The following is a 12,739-nucleotide window of genomic DNA, read 5'->3' on the forward strand; positions in this document are numbered from 1 at the left end:
AGATGAAATCAAAAATCGCGAAACATCTATTACAAATCAAAGCGGTCTCATTAAAACCAGACGAACCGTTTACATGGGCGAGCGGTATAAAATCACCGATCTATTGTGATAACCGCCTGACATTGTCATATCCAGAAGTGAGACACGACATTGCTGAAGGTCTAAAAGATTTGATTCTCACTCATTTCAAGGGAGCAGAGGTTGTCGCGGGTACTGCAACAGCAGGCATTCCTCATGCGGCATTAGCAGCAGACCGCTTGAACATCCCGATGTGTTATGTCAGAAGTAAGCCGAAAGCACATGGAAAAGGAAATCAAATTGAAGGGGCCGTATCAAAAGGCCAAAAGGTTGTCGTCGTAGAAGACCTTATTTCCACAGGAGGCAGTGTGCTTGAAGTGGTCGCTGCTCTTCAAGATGAGGGCTGCGAGGTACTAGGAGTTGCCGCGATCTTCACATACGGACTGCCAAAAGCAGCGGCAGCATTTCAAGAAAAAAATATTCCATATGTCACCCTAACAGACTATGACACATTGACAGACGTGGCACTTGAACTGAAAGCGATTGAGCCTGCTGCGATGAAAAAACTAAAACGCTGGAGACAAGATCCTTCCTCTGAATCTTGGATGGAAGAAACGGTCTGAAAAGTGAAAGCCCATCGTTAACAAAAACTGTGCCTGCCCGCACAGTTTTTTTTGTTTAGGTAAAAATAGTAAAATAGACTCAAATTTTAATAAAAACTAATCCTATCAATAAAGTCGGGTTGACTTTTGTTTGAATTGTGTTAATATTTAAGACAAATTGAAACTCTTATCCAGAGAGGTGGAGGGACTGGCCCGATGAAACCCGGCAACCTGCGATTTGCAAGGTGCTACTTCCTGCAAAATGATTCTATTTTGAAAGATAAGGAAATCGTGAGCTTCCTCATCTTTCTTTCGGACTGAAAGAAAGTTTTTTTATTTTAACGGTGAGGAGGAAGAGGAGATGGAAGTGAAACAAAATCAGGATGAGGACTTAGTAAAGCATATGCAAGAACTGATTGGGGATATGAAATTCGGTTCAATTACGTTAATTGTTCAGGACGGTCAAGTGATTCAAGTGGAAAAGAACGAAAAAATTAGATTGAAGTAGTGCGGAAAAAAGCAATATGAGCTGTACTCCGGAAGGGGAGAAATCATGTTAACTTATGAAAATTGGCAAGAGCCGTCCATTACATTTCAAGAAGATGATTTGTATAAAGGAGCCCTGTCTGTACTGAAATGGGCGTACGGTCATTATGGTGACCAGCTCGTATATGCGTGCAGCTTTGGGATTGAGGGCATCGTTCTAATTGATCTGATTGCAAAAGTAAAAAAAGATGCGAAAATTGTCTTTTTAGATACAGGTCTGCATTTTAAAGAAACATACGACACAATTGATGCAGTAAAGGAAAGATACCCGGGTTTAGACATTGAACTGAAAACGCCTGAGCTGACGGTTGAACAGCAAAATGAGCAGCACGGTGATCAATTATGGAAAACAAATCCTCAAAGCTGCTGCCATATGCGTAAGGTCATTCCTTTGCAAGAAGCCCTATCTGGTTATCCAGCATGGCTTTCCGGTTTAAGAAGAGAGCAGTCACCAAAACGAGCAGGGACGAATTTCTTAAATAAGGATGAAAAATTCAAATCAGTGAAAGTATGTCCGCTTATCCATTGGACGTGGAAGGACATATGGAGATATGCATCTAGAGAGGAACTTACTTATAATCCGCTGCACGACCAAGGATATCCAAGTATCGGCTGTGCACCGTGTACACAACCAGCATTTACTGCAGATGATCTGCGTTCTGGCAGATGGTCAGGCACAGCAAAGACAGAGTGCGGATTACATGAGTAAGGGAGCATAATGTATGGAAATCGCCGCAATTTTATTTAGTCTATTCTTTGCTTTAAACATAGGCGCAAGCGGAGCAGCTGCTTCTATGGGCATTGCGTACGGGTCAGGTGCGATTCAAAAGCCCATTTATGCGCTCAGCGTTTGTGCAATTGGGATTTTAGCAGGTTCAGTGATTGGCGGCGGTGAGGTCGTCAAAACGATCAGCTCTGGTATTATGCCAGAATCAGTCATTACACTTGAAATCGTTTGTATTATCATTGGTTCTGCTGCACTATCACTTTTCATAGCGAATCTGATGGCGATCCCTTTATCAACAAGTGAGGTCACAGTAGGGGCTGTGGTTGGTGTGGCCGTCGCGTATAAAGTATTGTTTGTGAAATCCATTTTAGTGATTGTGGCATTTTGGGTGATCATCCCGATTTTCGCCTTTCTTTTTACCTTTGCTGTCGTCAAAATCATCAGAATGTTCCCTAAACGAAAGCTGTCTAAAAAAGGCACAGCTATTTTATCTGTCGTGTTAATCCTCAGCGGATTTCTAGAGGCGTTTTCAGCCGGCATGAACAATGTCGCAAATGCGGTCGGCCCGCTTGTCGCTTCAGGCGTTTTGTCAGTCGGGCAAGGAACTCTTTACGGCGGGATCTTTGTTGCACTTGGTGCGCTTTTGCTTGGGAGAAGGGTACTAGAAACAAACGGAAAGAAAATCACCCGCTATCAAACAGGCGAAGGGATTTTACTTTCGAGTACCGGTGCTGGGCTTGTCATCGTCAGCTCTATTTTTGGGCTGCCTGTTCCGCTTACGCAAATCACCTCCTCGTCTATTATCGGGCTTGGAATGGCAAAAGGCGGGCCAAACATTTTTCACAAACATGTTGTGAAAAAAATGCTGAAAGTGTGGGTGGTGTCACCCTTCTTATCACTCAGCCTATCGTATTTGCTGGTGAGCCTTTTCTTAAAAGGAGACTATTACTCTATCTTTATCATGATGAGTGTACTGCTTGCCTCACTTGGTGCGCTGAGTCTGATGAAGGCAGTCAAAAATGAGAGCAGCTCTATTCATGAACAGGGCGGCGGGATTTAATCACAAATCCGACTATTAACATCTAATAAATATGAACATTGAGAGGAAGATGAACAAATGAGTTTAACACCACATGGTGGCGTATTAATTAATCGAGTAAATGAAGAATATGATCTCAGCACAGCTGCAAAGGAAATTGAACTAGATGCGATCTCCTTTGCAGACCTTGAACTCATTGCAATTGGCGGATATAGTCCAATTGAAGGGTTTTTAACAAAAGCTGATTATGAAGCAGTTGTGAGCAGTATGCGACTAGCAAGTGGTGTCGTTTGGTCTCTTCCTATTACACTGCCAGTGACAAAAGAAAAGGCGGCGGAAATCCATCAAGGCGATATCGTACGCTTATCCTATAATGGAACTGTATATGGGGTCATTGAAGTAGAGGATCAATATACACCAGATAAGGAAAAAGAAGCGGTAAATATCTATAAAACTGATGACCGCAATCATCCAGGCGTGAAAAAATTATTTGAACGCGGCGATACTTACATTGGCGGGAAAATTACACTGACGAAACGCAGTGAAAAACCATTCCCTCAATTTACGTATGAGCCAGAAGAAACAAGACGTCATTTTAAAGAAAACGGCTGGAAAACCATTGTTGGTTTCCAAACGAGAAACCCGGTTCATCGTGCGCATGAATATATTCAAAAAACAGCATTAGAAACGGTCGATGGTTTATTTTTAAATCCGCTTGTCGGTGAAACAAAATCTGACGATATCCCGGCAGATGTGAGAATGAAAAGCTATCAAGTGTTATTGAATGGTTATTATCCAAAAGACCGCGTCTTTTTAGGTGTTTTTCCTGCTGCAATGCGTTATGCTGGACCAAAGGAAGCGATATTTCACGCGCTTGTTCGTAAAAATTATGGCTGTACCCATTTTATTGTCGGAAGAGATCATGCAGGTGTTGGTGACTATTACGGCACATACGAGGCGCAGGAACTATTTGATCAATTTACAAGCGAAGAAATCGGCATTACTCCATTAAAATTTGAACACAGCTTCTACTGTAATACATGTGAAGCGATGGCCACACCAAAAACGTGTCCTCACGACAAAAGCGAGCATGTCATTCTTTCAGGTACAAAGGTTCGAACGATGCTGAGAAACGGTGAATTACCACCAAGCACGTTCAGCCGAAAAGAAGTCATTGAAACATTAATCGAAGGATTAAAAACGACGGTATCTTAAAGGGAGGGTATGACATGAGCAACGAACATATCGTGTGGCATGATGCATCTATTACAAAAAAAGAATATCAACAGAAAAACAAGCATAAAAGCGGCATTATCTGGCTTACAGGTTTAAGCGGATCGGGTAAATCAACGATCGCAAATGCAGCTGCAAGAGAGCTGTTTGAACAAGGCTACCAAGTCACAGTTCTTGACGGAGATAATGTGCGTCACGGACTCAATAAAGATCTAGGGTTTTCAGATGACGACAGAAAAGAAAACATCCGCCGAATCGGAGAAGTGGCAAAATTATTTGTGGAACAAGGTACGATTGTCATCACTGCTTTTATTTCTCCATTTCAAGAAGACCGCCACATTGTCAGACAGTTAGTCGAAGATGGGGAATTTCACGAAGTGTTTGTCAAATGTGATCTGAACGTGTGTGAAGAGCGTGATCCAAAAGGGTTATATAAAAAAGCGAGAAACGGCGAAATTCCATTTTTCACTGGAATCGATTCACCATATGAAGAGCCAGCTGAGCCTGAGCTCGTCTTAGATACAGGGGAATTATCCCGTGAGGAATCCAAACAGCGTCTTGTTGATTATGTAAAAGCAACAACGAAATAATCGCCTGATGGCAGGGGGAGAAAAGCAAGATGGGGAAAGTATACATTGTGGGTGCTGGACCCGGAGACCCAGATTTAATCACATTAAAGGCCCATAAGGCGATACAGCAGGCAGATGTCATCTTATATGATCGTCTTGTCAATCAAGACATTCTCGCCCACGCCAAACCAGAGGCGGAATTGATTTATTGCGGAAAGCTGCCAAATCATCATACAATGAGACAGGAAGCCATCAATGAAGCGCTTGTGGCTCATGCAAAAGAAGGGAACGTTGTCGTTCGGCTGAAAGGCGGCGACCCCTTTGTCTTTGGCCGCGGCGGTGAAGAAATCGAATGCTTAGCTGAGCACGGAATTCCGTATGAGGTTGTCCCAGGAATTACTTCTGGTATTGCAGCGGCTGCTTATGCGGGCATCCCTGTGACACACCGTGAATTCAGCTCAAATGTTGCTTTTGTCACGGGTCACTATCAAAAGGATGAACATTTTGAAGAAAAGTGGGAGGCGCTGGCTACAGGGATTGATACTCTTGTGATTTACATGGGTGTCAAAAACGTGGAAAGAGTGCAGCGCCTGCTTTTAAAAAATGGACGGGATCCAGAAACACCCGCTGCATTTATACACTGGGGAACCACGACGAGGCAAAAGACAACTTGCTGCACTGTGGCGACACTGTCTGAAACCGTTGAAAAAGAAGGGATCGAGCATCCAAGTTTAATTGTTGTTGGAGATGTCGTTCATTTTCATCAAAAACTGAACTGGTTTGAACCCGCATTAATCGAGAAATGAGAATGATAGAGAAAAGACACGTACGTACATACATCGTGTCTTTTCGTCTGATGAAATAAGTGAGAGGGAGGAGCCGCATGAAACAAGCTGTCCTTTATGTTGGGCATGGAAGCCGAGTAAAAGAGGCGCAAGATAAGGCCATTTCTTTTATGAAAAGCTGTATGCCGTTAGTGAAAGCAGATATACAAGAAATTTGTTTTTTAGAGCTGACGGACCCTTCTATAGAAGAAGGATTTGAGGCCTGTGTGAAAAAAGGAGCGACACACATTGCCATCGTCCCGCTTCTCCTTTTAACTGCCATGCATGCCAAATCGGATATACCGGTCGAAATTGAGAAAGTGCGCGCGCGATTTCCGCAAGTGAAGGTCACATATGGAAAGCCAATCGGGGTGAATCAAGAAGTAACAAAAGCGGTTGCCGCAAGAATTGAAGAAGCAGGATATCAAGGCGAGCGGGCGCGGATTCTTTTAATTGGCCGCGGGAGCTCTGATCCGGATGTGAAGCGAGATGTGTTTGGCATTGCAGACGATGTCCGAAGTCTGCTTCCACATGCAGAGGTTTTTCCGTGTTTTATTACAGCATGTGTGCCCAATTATCGAGATGTTCTCGCGCAGTTATCAGCAGATGACGATGAGCCTGTCTATATCGTTCCTTACTTGCTGTTTACCGGAATTTTAATGAAAGAAATTGAAAGTGAAGCCGCTCAGGCGAGAAAGCGGCTGAAAGATGTCCGGGTATGCCGGTATATTGGCTTTCATCCGCATGTTAAAGCAGCTTATATTGAACGCGTGCAAGAAACCATGTTAAACAAAGACGATGCGTTTCGTTTCCGAGGAGAAAGCCATGCTTCCAGTCCATCTTGATTTAACCAATAAACAAGTGGTCATTGCCGGCGGCGGATCTGTGGCGTTAAGAAGAGCAAAGGCGCTGTGCACGGAGCCTTGCTATATAACCGTTGTCAGTCCTAATCTTTCTGAAGAGATGGCACACTTCATTGATACATACCAATTGAATTGGAAGGAAAAGAAGGTAGACGCTGAAGATTTGAAGGATGCATTTTTCATTGTAGCTGCGACAAATGACCCTTCGGTAAATGAATGGATTGCACAAACAGCACAGCCTCACCAGCTTGTGAATTGTGTGAGCCAATCAGAGCTAGGCAATGTGATGGTGCCGAAGGTTGTCAAAGCAGGAAAAGTGACGATTTCAGTCTCTACAAGCGGTGCAAGCCCCGCCCGGACAAAACAGCTGGCGGCGGCAATTGAATCCTTGCTTGAACAAGAGGATATTGACGCACTTGATGCCCTTTACATCGAAAGAAAAAAACGACAAAGAAAAAACCGATAAATCCTCATGTCAGGATTTTATCGGCTTTTCTTATTTATTTTCTCAGCTTGAGCACAAGATCCTCGTCAGGCGTGACAAATAATGTTTGCTGCTGATCATACGTAACAAAGCCAGGCTTTGCTCCGTTCGGTTTTTTCACATGCCGGATTTTTGTATAGTCGACAGGAACGGAGCTGGACTCTTTTGCTTTCGAAAAGTAGGCGGCAATTTGAGCCGCTTCAAGCAGCGTTTGTTCATCAGGTGCTTGGTGACGAATGACGACGTGTGATCCAGGAATATCCTTTGTATGCAGCCAAATATCATCACGAGCAGCTGCCTTTGTAGTCAAATGCTCGTTTTGTTTGTTATTTTTTCCAACTAAAATCGGAATACCTTGGGACGATTCATACGTTTCGAGCTGAATGGCCGCCGGTTTTTTCTTTTTGGCGTGACGCTTTTGTTTGGCGCGCAAATATTTTCCTTCAACAAGCTCTTCTCTCATTTCCTCTAAATCCTTCGGAGAAGCAGAGGACAGCTGCTGAATCAGCTCTTCAAAATAAGTAATTTCTTCATGAGTTCGCTCAATTTGTTCATTTACAGCTTCTACAGCATTTTTTGCCTTTTGATATTTTGTAAAATATGCCTGTGCATTTTCAGAAGGGGTTTTGTTTGTTTTAAGCGGGATTGTAATTTCTCCGCCGTCTTCATCGTAATAATTGATGACAGTCGCTTCTTTATCCCCTTTTTTGATCGCATATAAATTGGCTGTTAACAATTCGCCATAGAGCTGATACTTGTGTGCATCCTGAGATTCTTCAAGGGTTCTTTTTAGCTTTTTTAGCTTGTTTTCATTTTTCTTTTTTTCATTGACGACAAACCGTTCAAGGTCAGCCGCCTGCTGTTTGACTCTGTCTCTCTCAGCTTTTCCAAAATAAAAGCGGTCAAGCAGCTGGCTGAGTGAGTTGAATGTCTTCATCTCGCCTTGGACATGCTGAAGCTCTAATAAATAGAAATACTCTTTCCCGTCTTTTCTTGTAAGCTGCGGCGTAAAAGAATGCATGCGAATGAGCTGGAACATGTCGAGCAGTGTATTGGGAATCGTTTCTTGATTGGCAAGACCGGCCCGGTGTACTGCTTCCTTTGCAAAAAGCGGGGAAACCCCAGAGAAGGTATCGACAATTTGATTGGCGATCTTTCCTTCTTGAAAGCGTAAATGCTTCAAAATATCATCCTTTGTCACGTCAAAAGGATTCAATTTTTGCTGCGCAGGTGGCAGTAGGTATTCATAACCAGGGAGCACCGTTCGATAGCTGTTTACAGATGGAGAAAGGTGTTTCAGACCATCAATGATCTGCTGCGTTCCATCCTCTACAAGAATGAAGTTGCTATGACGTCCCATGATTTCAATGTAAAGCTTACGCGTCTGCTCATCGCCGATTTCGTTTCGGCTTCGCACGTGAAGCACAATGACCCTATCAAATCCAATCTGTTCAAAACGTTCAATGAAGCCGCCCTCAAGATGCTTTCTGAGTAGCATACAAAACATTGGCGGCTCACTTGGATTGTCGTATTGATGCTCGGTGAGCTGCACTCTTGCATAGCTCGGATGAGCCGATAAAAGGAGCTTATGATTTTTCCCGTTTGCTCGAATATGAAAAATCAGCTCGTGCTTATATGGCTGATGGATTTTTGAAATCCTTCCGCCAGTTAATGCTTTTTGCAATTCATTAGTCATACCATATGTAAAAATGCCGTCAAATGACATGTTGGATACACCCTCTTCTTTCACACAAATCTACTGAAAGAACCTTCCGTTTTCTCGTTCTTTAGGCAGTCTTATTATTATAGCATGATTTAGGACGAGTCTGAATAAACTGGCTTATAGAACACTGCATATGAGAGAGAACAAAAGAGGAGTGGACGAGGTCAAATGAATTGGCATGAACTGAACCAAACCGATTTATTAAAAACAATGAATACATCGATAGGTGACGGACTGTCAGAAAAAGATGTACAAAAGCGGCTTGAAAAACACGGGCCAAATGAATTGCAGGAAGGAAAAAAGGCGTCGGCTCTGATCATTTTTTTAGCACAGTTTAAAGATTTCATGGTGTTAATCTTGCTTGCTGCAACAATCATTTCTGCCTTTTTAGGAGAATACATTGATGCTGTTGCGATTGTGGCCATTGTTTTGATTAATGGTGTACTCGGCTTTTATCAAGAACGCCGGGCGGAAAAATCCCTTCAAGCGTTAAAGGAATTATCAACTCCGCACGTGTATGCAAGGAGAAATAATGAATGGGTCAAGATCCCGTCTAAACATCTCGTGCCAGGGGATATTGTGAAATTTTCAAGCGGAGACCGGATTGGGGCAGATATTAGATTACTAGATACAAAGAGCTTAGAAATTGAGGAGTCCGCCCTCACTGGTGAGTCTATCCCAGCAGTCAAACACGCAAGTCCACTTTCAAGCGGCCATGTTTCGCTCGGGGATTTGACGAACATGGCCTTTATGGGGACGCTTGTTACTAGAGGCAGCGGCGTAGGGGTTGTCATTGGTACAGGAATGAATACAGCGATGGGACAAATTGCCGGCATGCTGGATGCAGCAGGTAATATGGAAACGCCGCTGCAAAGGCGTCTCGAGCAGCTTGGAAAAATTCTGATTGTGGCTGCTTTATTTTTAACGGTGCTCGTTGTTGTTCTTGGTGTAGTGCAAGGACATGAATTGTATCATATGTTCCTAGCGGGTGTATCTCTTGCTGTGGCGGCGATTCCAGAAGGACTGCCGGCGATCGTCACTGTCGCCCTTTCCCTAGGGGTACAGCGGATGATCAAACAAAAATCGATTGTCAGAAAGCTCCCGGCAGTGGAAACACTCGGCTGCGCGTCAATCATTTGCTCTGATAAAACAGGAACCATGACGCAAAATAAAATGACTGTGACCCATGTGTGGGCAGAGGGAAAAACGTGGAATATTTCTGGCACAGGCTACGAGCCATCCGGTGACTTTACCTTAAACGGGGAAATCGTCCATGCCGACAAGCATCCAAGCCTGCAAAAGGTGTTATTATACGGGGCGCTTTGTAATACATCGACTATCGTTGAAAAAGACGGGGAGATGAGGCTGGATGGGGATCCGACAGAGGGAGCGCTCCTTACCGCAGCACGTAAAGCGGGTTTTACAGAGCAATTCATTGAAGCTGGATTTCATGTTATTGAGGAGTTTCCTTTTGACTCAGAAAGAAAGATGATGTCAGTCGTCGTTGAAACAAATCAAAAAGAGCGGTATGTCATTGCAAAAGGTGCGCCGGATGTACTAATGAACCGTTCAAGTCATATCATGCACGGCGGACGCACAGCTTCTTTTTCAGCCACTCACAGGCAAGAAACAGAAGCTGCGATTCAAGGTTTAGCAAGACAGGCGCTTAGAACCATTGCTATTGCGTATAAAAAAGTCGGTTTGACAGAGAAAATCACCTCTGTCCAGCAGGCTGAAGCTGATTTAACATTTATCGGATTAGAGGGCATGATCGATCCACCGCGTCCTGAAGTCAGACGAGCGATTAAAGAGTGCCGGGATGCTGGCATTAAAACGGTCATGATTACAGGGGATCACGTGGAAACGGCCAAAGCGATCGCAAAAGATTTAAGCCTTTTACCGAAGCAAGGACAGGTGCTCGACGGAAAAGCACTTGATCAAATGAGCGACAAAGAGCTTGAGCAAACGGCTGAAAATGTATATGTCTTTGCCCGGGTTTCTCCTGAGCATAAGCTGAGAATTGTCAAAGCCTATCAAAAAAATGGTCATGTTGTAGCGATGACAGGTGACGGGGTCAATGATGCGCCTGCCATTAAACAAGCAGATATCGGCATCTCCATGGGCATCACTGGTACAGACGTAGCCAAAGAAGCGTCTTCTCTTATTTTACTTGACGACAACTTTGCGACCATTAAATCCGCCATTAAAGAAGGCCGGAATATTTATGAAAACATTCGTAAATTTGTCCGCTATTTGCTGGCATCAAATGTCGGAGAAATTTTGGTCATGCTGTTTGCGATGCTCCTCGCGCTTCCGCTTCCGCTCGTTCCTATACAAATCTTATGGGTAAACCTTGTCACAGATGGTCTACCGGCTATGGCACTTGGCATGGATAAGCCAGAAGGCGATGTCATGAAGAGAAAGCCGCGGAATGTGAAAGAGGGCATTTTTGCAAGGGGGCTTGGCTGGAAGGTCATCTCAAGAGGATTCCTCATCGGGCTTGCGACCCTTTTGGCATTTATATTTGTGTATCACCGCGACCCGAATAACCTGCAATATGCACAGACTGTCGCATTTAGTACGCTTGTTTTGGCGCAGCTCATTCATGTATTTGACTGCCGCAGTGAACGGTCCATTTTTGAACGTAATCCATTTGGGAACCTCTATTTGATCGGTGCGGTTTTGTCATCACTTTTACTCATGCTTGTGGTCATTTATTACCCGCCGCTTCAGCCAATTTTCAAAACGGTCGCGATTGCACCAATTGATTGGCTGCTGATCATCGGGATGTCTGCACTGCCAACTTTTTTACTGGCAGGATCACTTTTGACAAGAAAAAAATAATTCATTATGGTATAATTTTGAGGTAATAGTGTCTGCTATTACCTTTTTCATTTTATTAATATGAAAGAATTGGGTGTTTTAACATGATACGCAGTATGACGGGATTCGGCCAAGCGAGTAAAACGGATGGAGAACTGACAGTGTCAGTTGAGCTAAAATCGGTCAATCACCGTTTTAAAGAGGTTCATGCCCGTTTGCCGAGGCCGCTTTTATATTTCGAAGATACATTAAAAAAGATCATTCTTCGTCACGTGCAGCGCGGTAGAATTGAGCTGTTTGTCACGATTGAAGGCGGTAAACTAGCAAGCCGGTCCTTACAGATCGACTGGCCGCTGCTTGATGAATACATGAAAGCCGCAAAAGACCTCGAGGAACGCTATCACATTTCAGGCATTCAGCATGCACATGACTTATTGGGGCTTGAGCTTGCCGTTCAGGTGGAAGAGTCAGCCAGCCGAAATGAACAGCTAGAGCAGCTGCTGATGGAAGCTTGCGAGGATGCTGTCAAGGAGCTTTGCTTCATGAGAGAGCAAGAGGGAGCATCACTTCAAAAAGACTGTGAACTAAGGCTTTCTGAACTAGAGGCCTATACAGAAGAAATCAAAGTCTTTGCACCAGAGGTTGTGAGTCAGTACAAAGAACGATTGAATCAGCGATTGCAAGAATGGATCGGTGAGGCGCTTGACGAGAGCAGACTGACAACAGAGGCTGCCATCTTTGCTGACCGCTGCGACATTACAGAAGAGATGACGAGATTAAAAAGTCACTTTCAGCAATTTCAGCAAATCTTGCTTCAAGGCGGTGCTGCCGGCCGAAAACTTGACTTCCTTGTACAGGAGCTCAACCGTGAAGTGAACACCATTGGATCAAAAGCGAACCATCACCATTTAACAAAGCTGGTGGTTGAAATGAAAAGTGCTATTGAAAAAATAAAAGAACAAGTGCAAAATATAGAATAGTCATTGTGTATGCTGTTTACAGTGCGTCTCTTTCGGCGAGACTAGAGACGTTTATATTACAGGGGGACGAAAGAAGATGACCATAAAGTTGATCAATATCGGATTTGGAAACATCATTTCAGCGAATCGGATGATTTCGATCGTCAGTCCGGAATCAGCACCGATTAAACGAATGATACAAGACGCAAGAGATCGAGGCATGCTCATAGATGCTACATACGGAAGAAGAACCCGTGCTGTTGTCATTATGGACAGTGACCATGTCATCTTATCTGCCGTTCAGCCTGAGACTGTCGAGCACAAGAGGT

General features: G+C 43.9%; 13 protein-coding genes and 1 riboswitch. Of the genes, 12 read left to right on the forward strand and 1 reads right to left on the reverse strand.

Annotation, left to right across the window (positions count from 1 at the left end):
- The first annotated feature begins 2 nt into the window (after positions 1-2).
- The 9 genes from pyrE (at position 3) to AOQ70_RS15110 (ending at position 6,887) form a co-directional block, all read left to right on the forward strand.
- Positions 3-641, forward strand: coding sequence for an orotate phosphoribosyltransferase (pyrE, locus tag AOQ70_RS15075; protein ID WP_059377083.1), 639 nt, complete (start codon positions 3-5; stop codon positions 639-641).
- Between the two features lie 163 nt (positions 642-804).
- A riboswitch (SAM riboswitch) is annotated at positions 805-907 on the forward strand.
- Positions 908-1,023: 116 nt separating this feature from the next.
- Entirely contained in the window at positions 1,024-1,128 is a 105-nt protein-coding gene (locus AOQ70_RS19400) for a DUF2292 domain-containing protein (RefSeq protein WP_369810469.1), read from the forward strand.
- 45 nt (positions 1,129-1,173) lie between these two features.
- Complete coding sequence (locus AOQ70_RS15080; protein ID WP_039178411.1) at positions 1,174-1,875, forward strand: phosphoadenylyl-sulfate reductase; 702 nt, start codon at positions 1,174-1,176, stop codon at positions 1,873-1,875.
- 13 nt (positions 1,876-1,888) lie between these two features.
- Positions 1,889-2,953 (forward strand): inorganic phosphate transporter, encoded by a 1,065-nt coding sequence (locus tag AOQ70_RS15085; protein ID WP_039178413.1) that lies wholly within the window; start codon positions 1,889-1,891, stop codon positions 2,951-2,953.
- 57 nt (positions 2,954-3,010) lie between these two features.
- Positions 3,011-4,147, forward strand: a complete 1,137-nt coding sequence (sat, locus tag AOQ70_RS15090; protein ID WP_039178416.1) for a sulfate adenylyltransferase — start codon at positions 3,011-3,013, stop codon at positions 4,145-4,147.
- 14 nt (positions 4,148-4,161) lie between these two features.
- On the forward strand, positions 4,162-4,755 hold the full coding sequence (cysC, locus tag AOQ70_RS15095; protein WP_059377086.1) for an adenylyl-sulfate kinase: 594 nt from the start codon (positions 4,162-4,164) through the stop codon (positions 4,753-4,755).
- Positions 4,756-4,784: 29 nt separating this feature from the next.
- On the forward strand, positions 4,785-5,540 hold the full coding sequence (gene cobA / locus AOQ70_RS15100) for a uroporphyrinogen-III C-methyltransferase (RefSeq protein ID WP_047202132.1): 756 nt from the start codon (positions 4,785-4,787) through the stop codon (positions 5,538-5,540).
- Positions 5,541-5,617: 77 nt separating this feature from the next.
- Positions 5,618-6,403 carry a sirohydrochlorin chelatase gene (locus AOQ70_RS15105; protein WP_059377088.1) on the forward strand — a complete coding sequence of 262 codons (786 nt, stop codon included), beginning with the start codon at positions 5,618-5,620 and terminating at the stop codon, positions 6,401-6,403.
- Positions 6,384-6,887, forward strand: a complete 504-nt coding sequence (locus AOQ70_RS15110) for a precorrin-2 dehydrogenase/sirohydrochlorin ferrochelatase family protein (RefSeq protein WP_059377090.1) — start codon at positions 6,384-6,386, stop codon at positions 6,885-6,887. Before AOQ70_RS15105 ends, AOQ70_RS15110 begins: the two co-directional genes overlap by 20 nt.
- A gap of 34 nt (positions 6,888-6,921) precedes the next feature.
- Here AOQ70_RS15110 and AOQ70_RS15115 read toward each other — a convergent pair whose 3' ends face one another.
- Positions 6,922-8,631, reverse strand: coding sequence for an Rqc2 family fibronectin-binding protein (locus AOQ70_RS15115; protein WP_059377093.1), 1,710 nt, complete (start codon positions 8,629-8,631; stop codon positions 6,922-6,924).
- 165 nt (positions 8,632-8,796) lie between these two features.
- Here AOQ70_RS15115 and AOQ70_RS15120 point away from each other — a divergent pair, with 165 nt between their 5' ends.
- The 3 genes from AOQ70_RS15120 to remA form a co-directional block, all read left to right on the forward strand.
- On the forward strand, positions 8,797-11,472 hold the full coding sequence (locus AOQ70_RS15120) for a calcium-translocating P-type ATPase, SERCA-type (protein WP_059377096.1): 2,676 nt from the start codon (positions 8,797-8,799) through the stop codon (positions 11,470-11,472).
- Positions 11,473-11,555: 83 nt separating this feature from the next.
- A complete protein-coding gene (locus tag AOQ70_RS15125) occupies positions 11,556-12,431 on the forward strand; it encodes a YicC/YloC family endoribonuclease (RefSeq protein WP_039178436.1) in 876 nt (291 codons plus the stop codon).
- A 76-nt stretch (positions 12,432-12,507) separates the two neighbouring features.
- The coding region (gene remA, locus AOQ70_RS15130) for an extracellular matrix/biofilm regulator RemA (protein WP_059377099.1) at positions 12,508-12,739 on the forward strand (232 nt) is incomplete at its 3' end.

This window comes from Bacillus sp. AM 13(2015), assembly GCF_001518755.1.
GTDB classification, from domain to species: Bacteria; Bacillota; Bacilli; order Bacillales; family Bacillaceae; genus Bacillus; species Bacillus safensis.

What these genes read in the sequence shown, in the direction of transcription:
- cysC (WP_059377086.1), top strand. Translation starts at nt 4,162, where the DNA reads ATGAGCAACGAACATATCGTGTGGCATGATGCATCTATTACAAAAAAA.
- AOQ70_RS15125 (WP_039178436.1), top strand. Translation starts at nt 11,556, where the DNA reads ATGATACGCAGTATGACGGGATTCGGCCAAGCGAGTAAAACGGATGGA.
- AOQ70_RS15120 (WP_059377096.1), top strand. Translation starts at nt 8,797, where the DNA reads ATGAATTGGCATGAACTGAACCAAACCGATTTATTAAAAACAATGAAT.
- pyrE (WP_059377083.1), top strand. Translation starts at nt 3, where the DNA reads ATGAAATCAAAAATCGCGAAACATCTATTACAAATCAAAGCGGTCTCA.
- AOQ70_RS15105 (WP_059377088.1), top strand. Translation starts at nt 5,618, where the DNA reads ATGAAACAAGCTGTCCTTTATGTTGGGCATGGAAGCCGAGTAAAAGAG.
- AOQ70_RS15085 (WP_039178413.1), top strand. Translation starts at nt 1,889, where the DNA reads ATGGAAATCGCCGCAATTTTATTTAGTCTATTCTTTGCTTTAAACATA.
- AOQ70_RS15110 (WP_059377090.1), top strand. Translation starts at nt 6,384, where the DNA reads ATGCTTCCAGTCCATCTTGATTTAACCAATAAACAAGTGGTCATTGCC.
- AOQ70_RS15115 (WP_059377093.1), bottom strand. Translation starts at nt 8,631, where the DNA reads ATGTCATTTGACGGCATTTTTACATATGGTATGACTAATGAATTGCAA.
- sat (WP_039178416.1), top strand. Translation starts at nt 3,011, where the DNA reads ATGAGTTTAACACCACATGGTGGCGTATTAATTAATCGAGTAAATGAA.
- AOQ70_RS15080 (WP_039178411.1), top strand. Translation starts at nt 1,174, where the DNA reads ATGTTAACTTATGAAAATTGGCAAGAGCCGTCCATTACATTTCAAGAA.
- AOQ70_RS19400 (WP_369810469.1), top strand. Translation starts at nt 1,024, where the DNA reads ATGCAAGAACTGATTGGGGATATGAAATTCGGTTCAATTACGTTAATT.
- cobA (WP_047202132.1), top strand. Translation starts at nt 4,785, where the DNA reads ATGGGGAAAGTATACATTGTGGGTGCTGGACCCGGAGACCCAGATTTA.